The 19,136-nt window shown below is 63.4% G+C and carries 19 protein-coding genes and 1 pseudogene; 11 read left to right on the top strand and 9 right to left on the bottom strand.

The genetic code is table 11. The features are described 5' to 3' along the window. The first annotated feature begins 276 nt into the window (after nucleotides 1-276). The 3 genes and pseudogenes from KLP42_RS06275 (at nucleotide 277) to hydA (ending at nucleotide 3,905) form a co-directional block, all read left to right on the top strand. Entirely contained in the window at nucleotides 277-1,530 is a 1,254-nt protein-coding gene (locus tag KLP42_RS06275) for a Zn-dependent hydrolase (protein ID WP_215565314.1), read from the top strand. Further along, nucleotides 1,531-2,156 (top strand): annotated as a pseudogene (locus KLP42_RS06270) (endonuclease domain-containing protein). Nucleotides 2,157-2,450: 294 nt separating this feature from the next. Next, on the top strand, nucleotides 2,451-3,905 hold the full coding sequence (gene hydA, locus KLP42_RS06265; protein WP_215565312.1) for a dihydropyrimidinase: 1,455 nt from the start codon (nucleotides 2,451-2,453) through the stop codon (nucleotides 3,903-3,905). A gap of 422 nt (nucleotides 3,906-4,327) precedes the next feature. Here the strand turns inward: hydA and KLP42_RS06260 are convergent, their stop codons facing one another. Further along, on the bottom strand, nucleotides 4,328-4,738 hold the full coding sequence (locus KLP42_RS06260; RefSeq protein ID WP_215565311.1) for a cupin domain-containing protein: 411 nt from the start codon (nucleotides 4,736-4,738) through the stop codon (nucleotides 4,328-4,330). A gap of 124 nt (nucleotides 4,739-4,862) precedes the next feature. Here KLP42_RS06260 and KLP42_RS06255 point away from each other — a divergent pair, with 124 nt between their 5' ends. The 5 genes from KLP42_RS06255 to KLP42_RS06235 all read left to right on the top strand — a co-directional run bounded on the left by KLP42_RS06255 (nucleotide 4,863) and on the right by KLP42_RS06235 (nucleotide 9,023). Beyond that, nucleotides 4,863-5,651, top strand: a complete 789-nt coding sequence (locus KLP42_RS06255) for an ABC transporter ATP-binding protein (protein ID WP_215565310.1) — start codon at nucleotides 4,863-4,865, stop codon at nucleotides 5,649-5,651. 229 nt (nucleotides 5,652-5,880) lie between these two features. Further along, nucleotides 5,881-6,264: an endonuclease domain-containing protein gene (locus tag KLP42_RS06250; RefSeq protein ID WP_215565309.1), complete on the top strand. Its 384-nt coding sequence runs from the start codon at nucleotides 5,881-5,883 to the stop codon at nucleotides 6,262-6,264. Further along, nucleotides 6,261-7,142: an ABC transporter permease gene (locus KLP42_RS06245; protein WP_215565308.1), complete on the top strand. Its 882-nt coding sequence runs from the start codon at nucleotides 6,261-6,263 to the stop codon at nucleotides 7,140-7,142. Before KLP42_RS06250 ends, KLP42_RS06245 begins: the two co-directional genes overlap by 4 nt. Continuing rightward, nucleotides 7,139-8,005, top strand: a complete 867-nt coding sequence (locus KLP42_RS06240; protein WP_215565307.1) for an ABC transporter permease — start codon at nucleotides 7,139-7,141, stop codon at nucleotides 8,003-8,005. Before KLP42_RS06245 ends, KLP42_RS06240 begins: the two co-directional genes overlap by 4 nt. Before the next feature lie 25 nt (nucleotides 8,006-8,030). Beyond that, a complete protein-coding gene (locus tag KLP42_RS06235) occupies nucleotides 8,031-9,023 on the top strand; it encodes an ABC transporter substrate-binding protein (RefSeq protein ID WP_215565306.1) in 993 nt (330 codons plus the stop codon). Here the strand turns inward: KLP42_RS06235 and KLP42_RS06230 are convergent. Further along, on the bottom strand, nucleotides 9,001-9,429 hold the full coding sequence (locus tag KLP42_RS06230; RefSeq protein WP_215565305.1) for a hypothetical protein: 429 nt from the start codon (nucleotides 9,427-9,429) through the stop codon (nucleotides 9,001-9,003). The genes KLP42_RS06235 and KLP42_RS06230 overlap by 23 nt on opposite strands. 4 nt (nucleotides 9,430-9,433) lie before the next feature. On the opposite strand from KLP42_RS06230, the gene KLP42_RS06225 reads away from it, so the two are divergent. The 3 genes from KLP42_RS06225 to KLP42_RS06215 all read left to right on the top strand — a co-directional run bounded on the left by KLP42_RS06225 (nucleotide 9,434) and on the right by KLP42_RS06215 (nucleotide 14,784). Continuing rightward, nucleotides 9,434-10,612, top strand: a complete 1,179-nt coding sequence (locus KLP42_RS06225) for an efflux RND transporter periplasmic adaptor subunit (protein ID WP_252192778.1) — start codon at nucleotides 9,434-9,436, stop codon at nucleotides 10,610-10,612. Between the two features lie 15 nt (nucleotides 10,613-10,627). Next, entirely contained in the window at nucleotides 10,628-13,957 is a 3,330-nt protein-coding gene (locus KLP42_RS06220; protein ID WP_215565304.1) for an efflux RND transporter permease subunit, read from the top strand. 140 nt (nucleotides 13,958-14,097) lie between these two features. Continuing rightward, nucleotides 14,098-14,784 (top strand): Crp/Fnr family transcriptional regulator, encoded by a 687-nt coding sequence (locus tag KLP42_RS06215; RefSeq protein WP_252192777.1) that lies wholly within the window; start codon nucleotides 14,098-14,100, stop codon nucleotides 14,782-14,784. A 36-nt stretch (nucleotides 14,785-14,820) separates the two neighbouring features. Here the strand turns inward: KLP42_RS06215 and aidB are convergent, their stop codons facing one another. From aidB to KLP42_RS06180, 7 genes are all read right to left on the bottom strand, one after another. Then, nucleotides 14,821-15,639: an AidB family quorum-quenching N-acyl homoserine lactonase gene (aidB, locus tag KLP42_RS06210; protein ID WP_215565303.1), complete on the bottom strand. Its 819-nt coding sequence runs from the start codon at nucleotides 15,637-15,639 to the stop codon at nucleotides 14,821-14,823. After that, nucleotides 15,632-16,252: an urease accessory protein UreG gene (ureG, locus tag KLP42_RS06205; protein WP_215565302.1), complete on the bottom strand. Its 621-nt coding sequence runs from the start codon at nucleotides 16,250-16,252 to the stop codon at nucleotides 15,632-15,634. Before ureG ends, aidB begins: the two co-directional genes overlap by 8 nt. An 81-nt stretch (nucleotides 16,253-16,333) precedes the next feature. Further along, the gene (locus KLP42_RS06200; RefSeq protein ID WP_215565301.1) at nucleotides 16,334-17,005 is read right to left on the bottom strand and encodes an urease accessory protein UreF; all 672 of its coding nucleotides are present in this window, start codon (nucleotides 17,003-17,005) and stop codon (nucleotides 16,334-16,336) included. Between the two features lie 6 nt (nucleotides 17,006-17,011). Beyond that, nucleotides 17,012-17,539, bottom strand: coding sequence for an urease accessory protein UreE (ureE, locus tag KLP42_RS06195; RefSeq protein WP_215565300.1), 528 nt, complete (start codon nucleotides 17,537-17,539; stop codon nucleotides 17,012-17,014). A 122-nt stretch (nucleotides 17,540-17,661) separates the two neighbouring features. Continuing rightward, nucleotides 17,662-18,198 (bottom strand): peroxiredoxin, encoded by a 537-nt coding sequence (locus KLP42_RS06190; RefSeq protein WP_215565445.1) that lies wholly within the window; start codon nucleotides 18,196-18,198, stop codon nucleotides 17,662-17,664. Between the two features lie 181 nt (nucleotides 18,199-18,379). Then, nucleotides 18,380-18,622: a hypothetical protein gene (locus tag KLP42_RS06185; protein ID WP_215565299.1), complete on the bottom strand. Its 243-nt coding sequence runs from the start codon at nucleotides 18,620-18,622 to the stop codon at nucleotides 18,380-18,382. 55 nt (nucleotides 18,623-18,677) lie between these two features. Continuing rightward, a complete protein-coding gene (locus KLP42_RS06180; protein WP_252192776.1) occupies nucleotides 18,678-19,100 on the bottom strand; it encodes a GNAT family N-acetyltransferase in 423 nt (140 codons plus the stop codon). Nucleotides 19,101-19,136 lie beyond the last annotated feature (36 nt).

Genomic DNA, 19,136 nt, shown 5'->3' with positions numbered 1-19,136 from the left:
CTTGTCGGTGTCCTAGCACGGATCGCAAGTGCACAAAATTTACCCCGGCAAAACCGCTGCCGGAAACTTGTTCATTTTTTCATCGCGGTCACGATTTTGCGCTTGAGTGCCACCGTGGAAATTGTAAGCTTTTACCAATCGGTCAATTTATCGATGACCCATCCGGCGAAGGCAAGCCCAGGGCGGCCCTAAGCCAGAAGAAGATGGCGCGAAGACCCAAGGGAACAGCAGCCGGACATCAGCACTCCCGGCTGAAACAGATGAAGGAATGAACGTATGGTGGCGGCACCAGGCGAGAACCTGCGCGTGAACGGCGACAGGCTGTGGGAAACCCTGATGGACATGGCCAAGGTGGGCCCCGGCATTGCCGGCGGCAACAACCGCCAGACGCTGACGGATGCCGATGGCGAAGGCCGCCATCTGTTCCAAAAGTGGTGCGAGGCGGCGGGCCTGACCATGGGCGTCGACCAGATGGGAACGATGTTCGCGACCCGCCCCGGCACCGATCCGGAGGCGCTTCCCGTCTATGTCGGCAGCCATCTCGACACCCAGCCCACGGGCGGCAAATATGATGGCGTGCTCGGCGTGCTGGCCGGCCTCGAGGTCATCCGCACCATGAACGACCTCGGCATCAAGACGAAGCATCCGATCGTCGTAACCAACTGGGCCAACGAGGAAGGCGCACGCTTTGCGCCCGCCATGCTGGCGTCTGGCGTGTTCGCCGGCGTGCATTCGCTGGATTATGCCTATGGCCGCAAGGACCCCGAGGGCAAGACCTATGGCGAGGAACTGAAGCGCATCGGCTGGCTGGGCGAGGAAGAGGTGGGCGCGCGCAAGATGCACGCCTATTTCGAATATCACATCGAACAGGGCCCGATCCTGGAGGCGGAAGAGAAGCAGATCGGCGTCGTCACCCATTGCCAGGGCCTGTGGTGGCTGGAATTCACCCTGACCGGCAAGGAAGCCCATACCGGCTCCACACCGATGAACCTGCGGGTGAATGCCGGGCTTGCCCTGTCGCGCATCATCGAAATGGTGCAGGCGGTTGCGATGGAGGAGCAGCCGGGCGCCGTCGCAGGCGTCGGCCAGGTGTTCTTCTCCCCCAACTCGCGCAATGTTCTGCCGGGCAAGGTGGTGTTCACCGTCGACCTGCGCACGCCCTCCCAGGAAAAGCTCGATCGCATGCGCGCGAAGATCGAGGCGGAAGCGGCAAAGATCTGCGCGCCTCTCGGCGTCGGCTGCTCCGTGGAAGCCGTCGGCCATTTCGACCCGGTGACCTTCGATCCGGTGCTGGTGGAACGGGTGCGGAGTGCTGCGGACAAGCTGGGCTACAGCCACATGGACATCATTTCCGGCGCTGGCCACGACGCCTGCTGGGCCGCCAAGGTGGCCCCCTCCACCATGATCTTCTGCCCCTGCGTGGGCGGGCTTTCGCACAACGAGGCCGAGGAGATTTCGAAGGACTGGGCGGCTGCCGGCTGCGACGTGCTGTTCCATGCGGTGGTCGAGACGGCGGAGATCGTGGGGTGAGTGTTTCGGTGCATCTGGCCCCCTCATCCGCCCTTCTGGCACCTTCTCCCCGACGGGGAGAAGGGAGGGAGCCTGTTGCACCGGCATCAACACGAACTGAGCTTTGCACCCGCAGAACAATCAGGTCGGATGACAACTTCGGCGGCAAACACCCCTTCTCCCCCGCGGGGAGAAGGTGGCCCGCAGGGTCGGATGAGGGGGCCAGGCGCATGGACAAGCAGCATGCCACCAAACGCCGCCTCGGCAAGACCACACAGGCCAGGCACCTCCGGCAGTTGGAAACAGAGGAGGAATACTACCTCTGGAGCGACCTGCGCGCGCGCCGGCTGAACGGCTACAAATTTGCCCGCCAGATCCCCCTCGGCCCCTATGTCGTGGATTTCCTCTGCCGGGGAAAAGGGCTGGTCGTTGAACTGGACGGCAGCCAGCATGCGGAGAGCCTGCATGATATCGTTCGGACCCGCTGGCTGAACAGCCAGGGTTATTCCGTCATCCGTTTCTGGAATCATGAGGTGCTGCGAGAGCGTCTGGCCGTGCTGGAAACAATTCTGGCGGTTCTGGACGGGCGGCTGACGGAAGGCTGCGACACCATCCGTTTTTCGCCCGCAGATCGGAGAGAGAAATGATGCGGTTCGCCCGTGCAGCCCCCTCATCCGCCCTTCGGGCACCTTCTCCCCAAGGGGAGAAGGGAGAGCGCGCGCTGTACCGTCAGAGACCATGCTTGACCGCGCTACTCGCTGAACTTGCGACACCAAATCCTTTTCCATCGCTCATGCACGTCACGGCGACGCATGACCGTGAGAGAGGGAGCGCCTGCGGCGCCTACTTTCCCTTCTCCCCTCGGGGAGAAGGTGCCCGAAGGGCGGATGAGGGGGAACGCCCGTGACAAGCCAAGATTATTTCCGGGAGAGACACACACCATGACCACAGTCATCAAGAACGGCACCATCGTCACCGCCGATCTCACCTACAAGGCCGATGTGAAGGTGGACGGCGGCAAGATCATCGAGATCGGCCCGAACCTTGCGGGCGATACAGTGCTCGATGCGACCGGCTGTTATGTCATGCCGGGCGGGATCGATCCGCATGTGCATCTCGAAATGCCGTTCATGGGCACCTATTCCGCCGACGACTTCGAAAGCGGCACGCGGGCGGCGCTTGCCGGTGGCACGACGATGGTGGTGGATTTCTGTCTGCCCGATCCCGGCCAGTCGCTGCTCGATGCGCTGAAGCGCTGGGACAACAAGGCGACGCGCGCCAATTGCGACTATTCCTTCCACATGTCCGTCACCTGGTGGGGCGAACAGGTGTTCAACGACATGAAGACGGTGGTTGAGGAAAAGGGCATCAACACCTTCAAGCACTTCATGGCCTACAAGGGCGCCCTGATGGTGAACGACGACGAGATGTTCGCCTCGTTTTCGCGCTGTGCCGAGCTTGGCGCCCTGCCGCTGGTGCATGCCGAAAACGGCGATGTGGTCGCCGCCATGCAGGCCAGGCTGATGGATGAGGGCAATAACGGCCCGGAAGCGCATGCCTATTCGAGGCCAGCGACCGTGGAAGGCGAAGCCACCAACCGGGCCATCATCATCGCCGACATGGCGGGCGCACCGCTCTATGTGGTGCACACCTCCTGCGAACAGGCACATGAAGCCATCCGCCGGGCGCGCCAGAACGGCATGCGCGTCTACGGCGAGCCACTGATCCAGCACCTGACGCTGGACGAGACCGAATATTCGAACCCGGACTGGGATCACGCCGCCCGCCGCGTGATGAGCCCGCCCTTCCGCAACAAGCAGCACCAGGACAGCCTCTGGGCTGGTCTTGCCGCCGGCTCTCTTCAGGTGGTGGCCACAGACCATTGCGCTTTCACCACGGACCAGAAACGCTATGGCGTCGGCGATTTCCGAAAGATCCCGAACGGCACCGGCGGCCTGGAAGACCGCATGCCGATGCTGTGGACCTATGGCGTGGCGACCGGCCGCATCACCATGAACGAGTTCGTGGCGGTCACCTCGACCAACATCGCGAAAATCCTCAACGTCTACCCGAAGAAGGGCGCGATCCTGGTCGGCGCGGATGCCGATCTCGTGGTCTGGGACCCGGAAAAGGAAAAGACGATCACCGCGAAGACCCAGCAATCGGCCATCGATTACAATGTCTTCGAGGGCAAGAGGGTGAAGGGCCTGCCGCGCTACACCCTGACCCGCGGTTTCGTGGCGATCGAGGACGGCGCCATCAAGACCCGTGAGGGCCACGGCCAGTTCGTCGCGCGCGAACCCTACCCGGCTGTGTCCAAGGCGCTCTCCACCTGGAAGGAACTGACGGCGCCGCGCAAGGTGGAGCGCACCGGCATTCCGGCTTCGGGCGTGTGAGCGGTTCGATGACGGCGGTGCGCGCGTTGCAGATCCCCCTCTGCCCGGTCGGGCATCTTCCGCTGATGGCGGGAGACGGGGTTGGTGCACGCGCCGTAAAGCCGATCTTGGGGCTTGCGCTCCTGCGGCGCATCCCGGCCTGGGATCCGCCAGTGTCGTGCCGCGGCGCTCCCCCCCTCTGTCCTGCCGGACATCTCCCCCTCAAGTGGGGAGATAGGATTGCCGCACCCGCATTCCCAGCCATTGTTCGTTTGCCGAACGGCACGGTCACCAGCGGCGGCTGCGTTTGGCAGAACGGTCAAAGCCTGCGGATCTCCCCCCTTGAGGGGGAGATGTCCGGCAGGACAGAGGGGGGTAAGCCCCACCCGCAAACCTCCCCCATCCGGCACCACGCCCCCGCGGCCCTCAAAGCCCGAAAACCCTCACCGCGCCAGCGCATCCAGTTCCGGCAAAAGCACGACGCTTTCCTGTTCGTTGGGGTCGGTGCGGGCAATGATCGCTGTCGCAGGTTCATCGAAGGAATTGGCGGGAAGGTGCGGCACCCCGGCCGGAATGTAGAAAAGTTCGCCGGCGCTCACCACCACATGGTGCTCCAGCCATTCGCCATACCAGGTGTCGACGCGGCCGGAGAGCATGTAGATCGCCGTCTCGTGGTTCTCGTGCAGATGCGCCTTGGCGCGCGCGCCGGGCGGCATCGTCAGAATATGCATGCAGATGCCCTGGGCCCCCACCGTCTCGGCCGCGATGCCTTCAAAGTAACTCAGCCCCTGCTTGCCGGCATAGGTCGCGCCCGGCTTCACCAGCCGGCAGGTGGGCTTCGATGATGCGTCCATGTCAGAAATCCTCCATCCGGCTCTCCGGCGGCGGCTCCCAAGACCTGCCGGTTCGGCCACAGCCACAGAAGATAGCAGATAAAATGCCCCTGACCATTTCCCAGTCCCCGCCGGAGTGTTTTGCATGACAAGCGCCGCCTCCGTCGTTTCCGCCCGCGATCTCGGCCTGACCTTCGACACGAATGACGGGCCGGTGCATGCGCTGACCGGCGTTAATCTCGATATCAGGAAGGGGGACTTCGTCTCCTTCATCGGCCCCTCCGGCTGCGGCAAGACCACGTTTTTGCGCGTGATCGCCGATCTGGAAAAGCACACCACCGGCTCGATCGAAATCAACGGCATGACGCCGGAAAATGCCCGCCTCGCCCGCGCCTACGGTTATGTCTTCCAGGCAGCCGCCCTTTATCCCTGGCGCACCATCGAAAAGAACATCGCGCTGCCGCTGGAAATCATGGGCTACAGCGCCGACGAGCAGAAGACGCGCATCGCTGAGATGCTCGACCTCGTCAACCTCTCGGGCTTCGGCAAGAAATATCCCTGGCAGCTCTCCGGCGGCATGCAGCAGCGCGCCTCGATCGCCCGCGCGCTCGCCTTCGATGCCGACCTGCTCTTGATGGACGAACCCTTCGGCGCACTGGACGAAATCGTCCGCGACCACCTGAACGAACAGCTTCTGAAGCTGTGGGACAAGACCAACAAGACGATCTGCTTCGTCACCCACTCGATCCCCGAGGCGGTCTACCTATCCACCCGCATCGTGGTGATGAGCCCGCGGCCCGGCCGGGTGACCGACGTGATCGAATCCACCCTTCCCCGCGAACGGCCGCTGGAGATCCGCGACACGCCGGAATTCCTGGAAATCGCCCACCGCGTCCGCGAGGGCCTGAAGGCGGGGCATAGTTATGAGGAGTAGGCTTCAGCAAAAGACCCCTCCCCAAGCCCTCCCCACAAGGGGGAGGGGCTTCAATGCCACAAGCACCCGCCTCACCAGGACGAGATCTCGTTCGCGTTCAGCTCGAACGTTTGAAGTTGAGATTGAGGCACTGAGCCCGCCCCGCGCGGTCTCCCCCCTTGTGGGGGAGATGGCCGGCAGGCCAGAGGGGGTTTTGGCAGCGATGACGACCTTGAGAAAGGAGTGCCCGATGCCGCATTCCAATATCGATGCCAAGACGCGCCGCCGCGCCAAGACCCTGCGTCGCGAACTGACGAAGGCCGAGCGGGAAATGTGGGATCTGCTGCGAGACCTTCGCTCCCGCGGCGCTTGCTTCCATCGGGAAACGCCGATCGGGCCTTACATCGCCGACTTTGCGTGGCTTTCGGCGCGCATCATCGTGGAGGTCGATGGCGATAGCCACGAGACGGACCATGGACGACGACATGACCATCGACGCGATGCGTTTCTGACGGCGGAAGGCTTTAAGGTCCTGCGCTTCGACAATGCGGACGTGATCGGCTGCCCGGACGCGATCTTCACGATGCTGGAGACGGAAGTGGCGCCCTTTCTACGGGAGACGGACACCCCATGACCGCCTCCCTCCTCCGCGACCGCATCCTCCCGGTCCTCACCGTCATCGCGGCGATCCTCGTCATCTGGCATGTCTTCGTCATCTATCTCAACGCCCCCTTCGTGCGCGATCAGGCGGCACGGGCAGGCACCACCGTCACCCTCGGAGAGCTTATTCCGCAGACCTTCAGCCAGGAACGACCGATCCTGCCGGCGCCGCATCAGATCATTGCCGAACTCTGGGATACGACGGTCGCAAAGCCCGTCACCTCCAAGCGCAGCCTCGTCTACCATGCCTGGATCACGCTTTCGGCGACGCTGATGGGGTTTGGCATGGGCACCGTGCTCGGCATCGCGCTCGCCGTCGGCATCGTGCACAACCGGGCGATGGACAAGTCGCTGATGCCCTGGGTGATCGCCAGCCAGACGATCCCGATCCTGGCGGTTGCGCCGATGATCATCGTCGTGCTGAACTCGATCGGCATCTCAGGTCTTTTGCCGAAGGCGCTGATCTCAACCTATCTGTCCTTCTTCCCGGTCGTCGTCGGCATGGTCAAGGGCCTGCGCAGCCCGGATACCCTGCTGATCGACCTGATGCACACCTATAATGCCAGTTCCACCCAGACCTTCTGGAAACTGCGCTGGCCCGCGGCCATGCCCTATCTCTTCACCTCGCTGAAGGTGGCGATCGCGATTTCGCTGGTCGGGGCGATCGTCGGCGAGCTGCCGACGGGCGCTGTGGCGGGGCTCGGCGCGCGGCTTCTCTCGGGTTCCTATTACGGTCAGACGATCCAGATCTGGGCGGCGCTGTTCATGGCGGCCGCGCTGGCCGCCGTTCTGGTCTCCATCGTCGGGGCAGCCCACGGCCTCGTCCTGAAGCGCATGGGGGTGAAGCCATGAACGCCTATCTGTTTGCCGCGCTCCTCGTCTGGCTCTGCGCCTGGGCGCTCAACGAATGGCTGGTACGGCTGAAGCCCGCCGCACCAGCCGCCCAGCGTGCCATCGGCATCGCCGTGCCGCTGATCTTCGGCATCACTCTCATCGTCATCTGGGAATGCGTGGTGCTGGGCTTTTCCATTCCCCCGATCCTGCTTCCCGCACCGACGGCAATCTGGGCAAAGCTCGCCGGATCGGTTCCGGTTCTGTGGGCCGATTTCCAGCAGACCTTCCTCAAATCGGTGATCACCGGTTATGTCGCCGGCTGCGGGCTTGGTTTTCTCGTCGCAATCCTCATCGACCGTTCGCCCTTCCTGCAGAAGGGCCTGCTGCCGATCGGCAATTTCGTCTCGGCGCTGCCGGTCGTCGGCGTGGCACCGATCATGGTCATGTGGTTCGGCTTCGACTGGCCCTCGAAGGTCGCCGTCGTCGTCATCATGACCTTTTTCCCGATGCTGGTGAACACGGTGCAGGGACTTGCTGCCGCCAGCCACATGGAACGCGACCTGATGTGCACCTATGCCGCCTCCTGGTGGCAGACACTGGTGAAGCTTCGCCTGCCAGCGGCCTGGCCCTTCATCTTCAACGCGCTGAAAATCAACTCCACGTTGGCCCTGATCGGCGCTATCGTGGCGGAATTCTTCGGCACGCCCATCGTCGGCATGGGCTTTCGCATCTCCACCGAGGTGGGGCGTGCGAACATCGACATGGTCTGGGCCGAAATCGCGGTCGCCGCGGTGGCGGGCTCGGTCTTCTACGGTCTGGTGGCGCTCAGCGAAAGGGCCGTCACCTTCTGGCATCCATCCGTCCGCGGTGGGCGGAGGTAACAATGAAAAAGAGGGAACTGAAACAATGAAAGCCAAGATTGCATCGCTGATGCTGGCCGCTGCCGTCTCCCTGACGGCCATGTCGGCTGCCGCCGCCGACAAGGTGACGCTGCAGCTGAAATGGGTGACCCAGGCCCAGTTCGCCGGCTATTACGTTGCCAAGGACAAGGGCTTCTACAAGGAGGAAGGCCTCGACGTCGATATCAAGCCGGGCGGCCCGGATATCGCGCCCCCACAGGTGCTCGCCGGCGGCGGTGCCGACGTGATCGTCGACTGGATGCCCTCGGCACTCGCCACCCGCGAAAAGGGTGTGCCGCTCGTCAACATCGCCCAGCCGTTCAAGAAGTCGGGAATGATGCTGACCTGCCTCAAGGAAACCGGCATTACCAAGCCCGCCGATTTCAAGGGCAAGACGCTCGGCGTCTGGTTCTTCGGCAACGAATACCCGTTCCTGTCCTGGATGGCGACGCTCGGCATCAAGACGGACGGTTCGGCCGATGGCGTGAAGGTGCTGAAGCAGGGCTTCAACGTCGATCCGCTCCTGCAGAAGCAGGCCGCCTGCATCTCCACCATGACCTATAACGAATACTGGCAGGTGATCGATGCCGGCATCAAGCCGGACCAGCTCGTCACCTTCAAGTACGAGGACGAGGGCGTCGCCACGCTCGAAGACGGTCTCTACGTGCTGGAAGACAAGCTGAAGGACCCGGCCTTCAAGGAAAAGATGGTCAAGTTCGTCCGCGCCTCGATGAAGGGCTGGAAATATGCCGAGAAGAACCCGGATGAAGCAGCCGGCATCGTGCTCGACAACGATGCCTCCGGCGCCCAGACCGAAAAGCATCAGAAGCGTATGATGGGCGAAATCGCCAAGCTGACCGCCGGCTCGAACGGCGCGCTCGATGTGGCCGACTACGAGCGCACCGTCAAGACGCTGCTCGGCGGCGGCTCGGACCCGGTCATCACCAAGGCCCCCACAGGCGCCTATACGCTTGACGTCACCAATGCAGCGCTGAAGTAAAACGCTGCGGCATCGCCGAAAGTCTGCAGCGCGCAGCCGCCGAAGCTTGTCCCGGGAAGGTGAAACCTGTCTTTTCGACAGGAACAACCTGGAAAGACAGGCGCCGGGCTGCGCGTTTTGCGTTACACCTTCCGAAGGAAAGCATAGGCTTCGCTCTCTGCGGTTGATCCATCCGCCGGCCACCGCTAGTCTTGATCACGTTTTCTTGTCCGGTGACCTTGTGCAGGCTGACCTGCGTAACCACCTGACAGCAGGTTGAACGGAGGAGCGGGAGCCCGGTCCGCCGAGCGCATGGCAAACATGCAGCATCGGTCGCCGGATGGTGGAGGATTTCCGACCCCGCCTCTTCAACGTCAATGAGCATGAATGAAGCAATCGGGTCGGACGCAATGATGATGTCGCGCATAACAATGACTGCCGTTTTCGCCGCGGGGCTAGCCGGCAGCCTGCTTGCCGGACCGCTCGCGGCACAGGAGCCCGCAGCACAGCCGCAAGCCGCGGAGATCCGCCTTCCCGCCATTGTCGTCACCAAGGCTGCCGAGCGTCCGATGGTCGACAGCGTTGTGGCCAGCGGCACGATCCGCCCGGTACAGGAAGTCTATGTGCAGCCGCTGGTCGATGGGCTGTCGATCAGGACTCTGAGCGCCGATGTCGGCGACCGGGTGAAGGCGGGCGCCGTCATGGCGACGCTGAACAGCGACACGCTGATCCTGCAGAAGAGCCAGCTCGAAGCCAGCAGGGCCAAGGCGGCCGCCGCGCTTGCCCAGTATCGCGCCCAGGTCATCGAGGCCGACGCCAATGCCAAGGACGCCATCCGCCAGCGCGACCGCGCCATTACGCTGAGCCGCAACGGCACGGTGTCCACCTCGCAGGTCGAGCAGCTGACCGCCAGCGCCGATGCGGCCGAGGCACGGCTGAATGCCGCCCGACAGGCCGTGAGCGTCGGTGAGGCCGACATCCGGGTGGTCGACACGCAGATCGACGACATCGACCTGAAGCTGGCGCGCACCGATGTGAAAGCCCCTGTTGACGGGGTGGTTTCGGCACGCGATGCGAAGGTCGGCGCCATCGCCACCGGCGCCGGCACGCCTCTCTTCACCATGATCCGCAGCGGCGAGATCGAGCTGGTGGCCGATGTTCCCGAAAGCGAGATCGGCCGGATCAAGCCGGGCCAGACGGCACGGGTGACCGTGGCCGGCACACGCAATGTGCTGGAGGGCAAGGTGCGCCTCGTCTCGCCGGTGGTCGACCAGACGACGCGGCTCGGTGCCGTGCATGTCATCGTGGATGGCAATGCCGGCGCCAAGGCCGGCATGTATGCAAGCGCCGAGATCATCATCAGCGAGGTAAGCGCGCTGGCGCTGCCGCAATCGGCGGTGACCACGGAACGCAGCGGCTCGATCGCCCGCATGGTTGAGGACAATGTGGTAAAGCAGGTCTCGATCGAGACCGGCATCCAGGACAAGGGCTATGTCCAGATCCTCAGCGGTCTGCAGCCCGGCGATGTGGTGGTGGCCAAGGCCGGCGCCTTCGTGCGTGACGGGGACCGGATCGCCCCGGTCTTCGCGGATTCTGTCGCAGCGAACTGACGGGGACACGAGACCATGAACTTTTCCGCCTGGTCGATCCGAAATCCGATCGCACCGCTGCTGGCCTTTGCGCTGCTGGTGTTTCTCGGCATTGGCGCCTTCAACAAACTGCCGATCACCCGCTTTCCCAATATCGACGTGCCGGTGGTCTCCATCAGCGTCACGCAGAGCGGCGCCTCGCCCTCCGAACTGGAGATGCAGGTGACGAAGGAGGTGGAGGATGCCGTCGCCTCCATCAGCGGCGTCGACGAAATCACCTCCACCGTCACCGACGGACAGTCCAGCACGGCGGTTCTCTTCCGCATTGAAAAGCCGACCGAAGAGGCCGTGCAGGACGTCAAGGACGCCATCGACCGCATTCGCGGCGATCTTCCCGCCTCGGTGGACGAGCCGATCGTCTCCAAGGTGGATGTCGAGGGCCAGGCGATCCAGACCTTCGCCGTCTCCTCCCCCAACATGACGCTGGAGGAGCTTTCCTGGTTCGTTGACGATACCATCAAGCGCGCCCTGCAGGGACAGCCCGGCATCGGCCGCATCGACCGTTACGGCGGCGCCGACCGGGAAATCCGCGTCGCGCTCGATCCGGACAAGCTGAATTCCTATGGCATCACCGCGCCGGACGTGAACGCGCAGCTGCGCGCCGTCAATGTCGATCTCGGCTCCGGTCGCGGTCAGGTGGGCGGCAACGAACAGAGCATCCGCACGCTGGGCGATGCCCGCAACGTCGCCGATCTCGCCAATACCACGATTGCCCTGTCCAGCGACCGCTTCGTGAAGCTGTCCGACCTCGGCACGGTGACGGATACCTATGAGGAACCGAAGAGCTTCTCCCGCTTCAACGGCGAGCCGACGGTGACCTTCGCCGTGTTCCGCGCCAAGGGCGCGAGCGAGGTCTCGGTGGCTGAAACGGTCGCCACCCAGCTCGATCAGATTCGCAGCGCGCATCCGAATGTCAGCATCCAGATGGTCGACGATTCGGTCTACTTCACCTACGGCAATTACGAGGCGGCGATCCACACGCTGATCGAGGGCGCCATCCTGGCCGTGGTCGTCGTGCTGCTCTTCCTGCGCAACTGGCGCGCCACGCTGATTTCCGCCGTGGCGCTGCCGTTGTCGGCCATTCCCACCTTCTGGGTGATGGACCTGCTCGGCTTTTCGCTGAACCTCGTCAGCTTCCTGGCGCTGACACTCGCCACCGGCATTCTCGTCGACGATGCCATCGTGGAAGTGGAAAACATCGCCCGTCATATCAAGATGGGCAAGACGCCCTACCGCGCCGCCCTCGATGCTGCCGACGAAATCGGCCTGGCGGTGATTGCGACGAGCTTCACCATCATCGCGGTCTTCGTGCCGGTCTCGTTCATGCCGGGCATTCCGGGCCAGTACTTCATCCAGTTCGGCCTGACGGTGGCAATCTCCGTCTTCTTCTCGCTTCTCGTGGCGCGTCTCATCACACCCCTGATGGCCGCTTATCTGATGCGCGCCGAAGACGCGATGGACGACCATCACGACAATGACGGTCGCCTGATGAAGGCCTATACCCGCCTCGTCACCGGCACGACGAAACGCTGGTACATGCGCTATGCGACGCTGGCCGGCGCGATCGCCTTCCTGATCGGCTCGATGATGCTGCTGGCACAGGTGCCGGGCAGCTTCCTGCCGCCCGAAGACCGATCGCGCATCACGCTTTCGGTGGAACTGCCGCCGAACGCGACGCTGGAGGAGACATCGGCCACCACCGACGCGCTCTATGACATCATCCGGCCGATGGAGGGAGTCGACAGCGTCTTCATTCTCGGCGGCGCCTCGCCGAAGGGCGATCTGGAACTGCGCCGGGCGACGATCAACGTCATCCTCGGCAATATCGAGCATTCACTGCTGAAGACGCTGGTCAACAAGGGACTGGGCGGGTTGCCGATCGTCGGCCAGTATGTGCCGAAGATGAAGGTTGAAGGTCGCACACGGCCGCAGTGGGAGATCGAGGAGGAAATCTTCTCCAAGGTTCGCGCCGTTGCGGATGTGCGCATCACCAAGCTGAACGATCGCGGCGAGCGCGAACTGTCCTTCAACTTCCTCGCCAGCAGCAGCGAGGAACTGGACGAGGCCGTGGCCCGGCTTGAAAGCCGGCTGCGCGCCTCGCCGATTCTCGCCAACGTCTCCTCAGAAGGCGCGCTGCCGCGTCCGGAGCTGCAGATCCGTCCGCGCAAGGACGAGGCCGCCCGCCTCGGGATCACGCCGCAGCAGATCTCAGAGACCGTGCGCGTGGCGACCATCGGCGACGTGGACGCGGCGCTGCCGAAGATCTCGCTCGATGACCGCCTGATCCCGATCCGGTCGCAGGCCTCGCTCGACGTGCGCCGCGACCTGCAGGCGATCCGCAACCTCAAGATCAAGACGGCGAGCGGCGCCACCGTTCCGCTGTCGAGCGTGGCCGACATCGACTATTCGGAAGGCCCGAGCTCGATCAAGCGCAACAACCGCAACCGCGTCGTCTCGATCGGCTCGGACATCCCGCAGGGCACCGCGCTCGATACGGCAACCGCCGAATTCAAGCGGATCGTGGAGGAGACCGAGCTGCCGCCGAGCGTGCGGCTGGCGGAAAGCGGCGATGCCAAGATCCAGGCGGAAATGGTGCAGGGCTTCGGCAATGCCATGCTGCTCGGCCTGCTTCTGGTTCTGGTGGTGCTGATCCTGCTGTTCAAGGACGTGATCCAGCCCTTCACCATCCTGTTCTCGCTGCCGCTCGCCATCGGCGGCGTGGCGGTAGGCCTGATCGTCACCAACAATGCGCTCTCGATGCCGGTGCTGATCGGCATCCTGATGCTGATGGGCATCGTGACGAAGAACGCCATCCTGCTCGTCGACTTCGCGATCGAAATGCGTCGTCACGGCATGGAACGGGTGGCGGCCATGGTGGAAGCGGGCCGCAAGCGCGCCCGCCCGATCATCATGACCTCGATTGCCATGTCGGCCGGCATGCTGCCATCAGCGCTCGGCGTCGGCGAAGGCGGTTCCTTCCGCGCGCCGATGGCTATCGCCGTCATCGGCGGCATCATCGTCTCCACGGTGCTGAGCCTTGTGGTGGTGCCCGCCTTCTTCCTGATCATGGACGATCTGTCGCGACTGCTCGGCCGCATCTTCAGCCGCTTCATCGGCAAGAAGGAGGAGGAAGAGCCGGTACTGAGCGAGGAGGAACTGAGCCGGACGGCGCGCGACAACGAACGCCGCATCGCCGAACTGCAGCAGCGGCTCGATGCCCTGCAGGGCAAGACCGGCGAGACCGGGCGCCCCACAACCTCCGCAGGCAACAATGTTCTGCGTCTGCCGCCGCTGGCCGCGGAATAGGCGCTGAAAACAAGCAGACAGTCCACAGTCTCTGCAAGGCCCGGTTTGATCGACGTCAAATCGGGCCTTGTTCATGAGTGCTAATCTTCTCCCCGGTTCGCAGTCCGAAGGGCGATGCAGTGCAAGGGGAGCGACGCAAGATGCTGGACAGAAATCACAGGGCCAATCAACGGGAACGCGGCCAGCTGGCCAAGACGGCGTTCATGCGGGCGCTTTCACCCAATGCGCTTGCCCGCCTGCTGGATGGAGCGCACATTACGTCGCTTCCCGCGCGCGCGACGATCTTCCGCGAAGGAGAGCCGGCGCTGGCCTTCTACGCGCTGCTCAGCGGCTATGTGCGCCTCTACCGCGTCAGCCGCGACGGGCGGCAGGCCGATATCCGCATCTGCGGGCCGGGCGACATCTTCGCCGAATGCCTGATCTATGGCGGCGATACCTATCGCTTCCATGCCCAGGCGGCGGAAAATGTCAGCCTGGCGCGCTTCGACATGCAGGATGTGCGCGAACTCGCCGAACAGGACCCGACGGTCTCCAAGGCCATCATGGCGACGCTTTCGGACCACCTGCTCTCCACCATGGACTGCGTGGTCAACGACCGGCTGCACACCGCCCCGCAGCGGGTGGCCGATTACCTGCTGACCCGTTGCCCGAGCGACAACGGCCCGGCCTCGATCCGCCTGCCCTATCAGAAAAGCCTGCTGGCCGGCATGCTGGGGCTTGCCCCGGAAGCGCTGTCACGCGCATTCTCGTCGCTGCGCCGCACCGGCGTGACCGTGCGCGGCCGGGTGATCCAGATCGGCGACGTGGAGGCCCTGAAGGAAATCTGAGTTCTACCGGGCGCGGCCCGACTTGCCCGATCAAAATCAGGCCGGGGCGAGACGCCAGACTTCACCGGCAGGTTCGACACGCACAAAGCCGGAAACGTGGCCGCCGGAGGCCGTCCAGCCTTCCCGGCTTGCCCGTGCGAAGATCGACCGGCGGCTGCGGGCGCCCTGAGCGGCATCGGCATCATAGATGAAGCAGAAATCCGGATCATCGAGTTGAAGTGCCGGCGCGTGCACCAGATCACCCCACAGGACGAGCCGATCCGTCGCCTCACCGATCAGATAACCGAAATGGCCGGGTGTGTGGCCCGGCATGGCGATCGCCTCGATCTCCGGCAAGACGGGGCCTTCTTCCACCGGTCTCACCCGCTTGCCGTAGGTTGCCAGCAACCGTGCGGCAATATCAAAGCCACCGCGCCGGTAAGTCGGCACCGTCTCCTTCAGGGCAGAATTGCCGAAGAAGTCCAGGTCGGCTTTCGGCGCAATGATCTCCGCCTTCGGAAAATAGACGCCGTCATCGGCAAACAGCCCAAGCGCATGATCGCCGTGCAGATGGGTGACAAGCACGCGCACCACATCCTCCGGCTGAACGCCCGCTTCGGCGAGTGCCGCGCGGCCAAGACCGAGCTGCGGCCCCCAGAACGGCCCCGTTCCCGCATCGACCAGCGTCACGCCGTCAGGTCCCTTAAGAAGGAACAGGTTGACATCCATGTCCACCGTCGGCGCGCCCCAGGCGGTAACCGCCGCATCGCGGACCGCTTCGCTGCTGGCATGGGCAAGATGCTCGATCGGTGCCTTGTAAACGCCGTCGATCAACACACTCACATCATAGGAACCGAACCGCTTCGTCTCAGGCATGCTGCAGCCCGCCATGCGTTTCGAGGAAACGCACGATATGATCGACCCCCTCGCCGCGCTTCAGATCGGTAAAAACAAAGGGCATGCCGCCGCGCTGCTTGCTGGCATCCCGGTCCATCACGTCGAGATCGGCCCCGACATAAGGCGCGAGATCCTTCTTGTTGATGACGAGCAGGTCCGAACGGGTGATGCCCGGCCCGCCCTTGCGCGGGATTTCCTCGCCCTGGCAGGTGGAAATCACATAGATGGTGATATCGGCGAGATCCGGCGAAAAGGTCGCCGCGAGATTATCCCCGCCGGATTCGATGAAGACCACGTCGAGATCGGGAAACCGTTCATTGAGTTCGGCGATCGCCTGCAGATTGATCGTCGCATCCTCGCGAATGGCGGTGTGCGGGCAGCCGCCGGTTTCCACGCCGACGATCCGGTCCGAGGAGAGCGCCTGCATCCGCACCAGCGCCTCGGCATCCTCCTTGGTGTAGATGTCATTGGTGACGACCGCGACCGAATAGGTCTCGCGCATCGCCTTGCAGAGCTTTTCGGTCAGCGCCGTCTTGCCGGAGCCGACCGGGCCGCCGATGCCGACGCGAAGAGGTCCGTTTGCCGATGTCATGTCCATGCCTTTCCAGAAAATCATGGCGGCAGCATAACGCCGCCGCTGCGCCGCACAAGGCGACAAAACGTTGAACGGTCGTCAGGACCGGAACAGGCGCGAAACCTGCGTCTCGTGCCGGAGCGAGGCGATATCCGCCTGGACGGTCGCCGTGCCGAGGTCATCGAGGCTGGCGCGGGCTGCCCGCTCGGCGGTCTCTGCCATCAGCGGTTCCAGCCGGGCGAGGATCTCCACCCCCTGCTGCTGACCACAGACACCGAGCCGGATGCCGGCAGACACACCTTGAGACAGGCCGGCATGCAGGAAGGCGGCGAGCGCCTGCACCGCGTCGATGCCATGCGCGGCGGCGACCGCACCGACAGCGACCGGATAGGGACAATCCTTCGGCAGCGCCGCAAACACCGAATGCGGCCAGGCGGTTGCGGCGGAAAGAAAGGCCTTGCCCAAGGACAGCGTTTCCAGATGCCGCTCGGCGGAACCCGCCAGGGCCAGACCCAGTTCGGCGACTTCCGCAAGCACCTCGCTCTCCCCCTTTGCCGCCGCGGAGGCGGAGAGGAGAACCGCATCGTTCCACAGCGTGCCATGGCGCAGCAGCGTCGAAAACCAGGCCTCCAACCCGACGGCATCCGTCACCAGACGATCGTGTACCGCCCGCTCCAGCCCGCCGGAATAGGCAAAACCGCCGACCGGAAAGGCCGGCGACAGCCAGGCCATAAGCCGCAGCAGGGCCTGCATCTCAGAGGAACCGCTCATCGGGTCTCAATCGTGGTGATGATGATCGTGCCCGTGTGCATGGGAATGATCGTGGCCATGGTCGTGCTTGTGCCCGTGATCATGGGCATGACCATGCGAACCATGGCTGTGATAGGCGCCGCGGGCGGGCTGGAAGGCTTCCTCGACCTCCGCGACGCTCGCACCCAGACCTTCCAGCATCGAGCGGATCACGTGATCGCGCAGGATCAGGATACGTCCCTCCTCGATCTGTGCCGAGAGATGCCGGTTGCCGAGATGCCAGGCGAGTTCGATGAGATGCAGCGTGTTGCGCGCCTTCACCTCGAACAGTTTTTCCGCCGCCGCCTTCACTTCCACCGTATCGCCATTGTCGAGCACCAGCCGGTCACCGTCATGGAACAGCACGGCCTCTTTCAGGTCCAGCATCACCATGTCGCCATTGGAAAGATGCAGGAGTTTGCGGCGCAGGTGGCGAAGGTCATGCGGGAGCGTGACGGTATCGACGGGCGGATCGCTGATCTCGCCAGCCGGGCGGTAGGAATGGACATGCTGCATGGGATTTCTGTTCCTGTGACTTCGCCGCCATCATTGCGAAGCCCGTCCCGCATGACAAGCAGGATTTTGCGATGCACGAGATGAGGGGCCGGCGCAGGAAAAGAGCCCGCCCCTCCCAAAACTCAGGCAGCTTCCTTGCGGCGCAGGGTTTCCAGGATGTTCTGCGGCGAGGAAACCCCATAAGGGTCGGTTTCGCAGTTGTCGGAAAAGCCCTCTTCCTCGAACCACTGCTCGACGATGCCGTTGTTGATGACGGCGGCATAACGCCAGGAGCGCAGGCCGAAGCCGAGATTGTCCTTGGCGACCAGCATGCCCATCTTGCGGGTGAACTCGCCGGAACCATCCGGAATAAGCTTGACGTTTTCGAGCCCCTGCGACTTGCCCCAGGCATTCATCACGAAGGCATCGTTGACGGAGATGCAGTAGATCTCATCAATGCCTTCCGCCTGGAACTCCGGATAGAGCTTTTCAAAATCCGGCAGCTGATAGGTGGAGCAGGTGGGCGTGAAGGCGCCCGGCAGCGAGAACAGCACGACGCGCTTGCCGCCAAAATAGTCGGCGGAGGTGACATCCTGCCAGCGGAAGGGATTGGGGCCGCCGATCGATTCATCACGAACGCGCGTGCGGAAGGTCACATCAGGCACTTTGCGGCCAATCAACATGGATCGTCTCCTGTAAAAACACATAGGCGCCCCGACGCCTCACGGACGCCAGTCGGCGAAAACACAGGAGGGATTTTACCCGGTCTTTGCGTGCAGTGCAGCATGGAAGGGTGATTTCAAGAGCAATGCATAGCGGTTATGCGCCAGGGTAATAGCAAAGGTGCCACACGATCGTTTGTCAATCAGTGATGTCGAGCCGCCGCCCGATCCGGTGGATCTTGTCGGTGAGACGATCCAGCCGCAGCCCCATTTCCGCAACGCCTTCTGCATCAGTTCCCTGATCTCGGCGAAGAACGGCGAGCCCCAATTCGATCCGGGTCAGGCGACTGCCCTGCTCACGCAGGATCTCCCGCATGTCGCGGATGTCCCCGCGGACAGCGCGCAGGTGTTCAAGCACAAGATTGTTGATGTCTTCAGCCATGGCCCACCCTGACGTGACGGGACCCAAATCTACCACCAAACGCCGGCACTTGCCATCACAGCGGCTTGCGGAAATAGACGACCCGCTGGGTCTCTCCAAAACCCCAGGCCGCATGCGCCTCGTGCGATGCATGGTTTTCAAGTCCTGCATCCGAACACAGTTCGACATGTCCTTCGGCCCTCAGATCGGAGGTGATGCGGGAGAGAAGAGACGCACCCACACCCGACCGTCGCGCCTCCGGGTCCACCCAGATCCCCTCCAGAAATGGCACCGGGGTCTGTGTGCAGCCATTGGCGTAATCGCGGATCGACACCTCGGCAAAGCCACAGGCTTCTCCTTTCAGCCCAACAGCAAGATAGGCGCGATGGCGACCATTGCCGACCATCGTGGTGATCTCCGCACGATGGCCGTCGAGATCGAGGCTGTCCCACAGGCAGGCGCGCATGCGGGACCAAACGTCAAGATCCGCCGCAGTCATTCTTCGGACTTCAATGGTCATCGTCGTACCGGTCAA

Source organism: Rhizobium sp. CSW-27, from assembly GCF_018760785.1.
GTDB lineage: Bacteria > Pseudomonadota > Alphaproteobacteria > Rhizobiales > Rhizobiaceae > Neorhizobium.
Note: the sequence above shows the minus strand (reverse complement) of the source record. Positions and strands in the feature narration are given on the sequence as shown.

Bases quoted from the DNA above. Each gene is read 5' to 3' on its own strand.
- KLP42_RS06235 (WP_215565306.1), top strand. From the start codon at position 8,031: ATGAAAGCCAAGATTGCATCGCTGATGCTGGCCGCTGCCGTCTCCCTG.
- KLP42_RS06215 (WP_252192777.1), top strand. From the start codon at position 14,098: ATGCTGGACAGAAATCACAGGGCCAATCAACGGGAACGCGGCCAGCTG.
- KLP42_RS06250 (WP_215565309.1), top strand. From the start codon at position 5,881: ATGCCGCATTCCAATATCGATGCCAAGACGCGCCGCCGCGCCAAGACC.
- ureG (WP_215565302.1), bottom strand. From the start codon at position 16,252: ATGACATCGGCAAACGGACCTCTTCGCGTCGGCATCGGCGGCCCGGTC.
- hydA (WP_215565312.1), top strand. From the start codon at position 2,451: ATGACCACAGTCATCAAGAACGGCACCATCGTCACCGCCGATCTCACC.
- KLP42_RS06200 (WP_215565301.1), bottom strand. From the start codon at position 17,005: ATGAGCGGTTCCTCTGAGATGCAGGCCCTGCTGCGGCTTATGGCCTGG.
- aidB (WP_215565303.1), bottom strand. From the start codon at position 15,639: ATGCCTGAGACGAAGCGGTTCGGTTCCTATGATGTGAGTGTGTTGATC.
- KLP42_RS06255 (WP_215565310.1), top strand. From the start codon at position 4,863: ATGACAAGCGCCGCCTCCGTCGTTTCCGCCCGCGATCTCGGCCTGACC.
- KLP42_RS06230 (WP_215565305.1), bottom strand. From the start codon at position 9,429: ATGCGCGACATCATCATTGCGTCCGACCCGATTGCTTCATTCATGCTC.
- KLP42_RS06185 (WP_215565299.1), bottom strand. From the start codon at position 18,622: ATGGCTGAAGACATCAACAATCTTGTGCTTGAACACCTGCGCGCTGTC.
- KLP42_RS06180 (WP_252192776.1), bottom strand. From the start codon at position 19,100: ATGACTGCGGCGGATCTTGACGTTTGGTCCCGCATGCGCGCCTGCCTG.
- KLP42_RS06240 (WP_215565307.1), top strand. From the start codon at position 7,139: ATGAACGCCTATCTGTTTGCCGCGCTCCTCGTCTGGCTCTGCGCCTGG.
- KLP42_RS06225 (WP_252192778.1), top strand. From the start codon at position 9,434: ATGACTGCCGTTTTCGCCGCGGGGCTAGCCGGCAGCCTGCTTGCCGGA.
- ureE (WP_215565300.1), bottom strand. From the start codon at position 17,539: ATGCAGCATGTCCATTCCTACCGCCCGGCTGGCGAGATCAGCGATCCG.
- KLP42_RS06220 (WP_215565304.1), top strand. From the start codon at position 10,628: ATGAACTTTTCCGCCTGGTCGATCCGAAATCCGATCGCACCGCTGCTG.
- KLP42_RS06260 (WP_215565311.1), bottom strand. From the start codon at position 4,738: ATGGACGCATCATCGAAGCCCACCTGCCGGCTGGTGAAGCCGGGCGCG.
- KLP42_RS06245 (WP_215565308.1), top strand. From the start codon at position 6,261: ATGACCGCCTCCCTCCTCCGCGACCGCATCCTCCCGGTCCTCACCGTC.
- KLP42_RS06275 (WP_215565314.1), top strand. From the start codon at position 277: ATGGTGGCGGCACCAGGCGAGAACCTGCGCGTGAACGGCGACAGGCTG.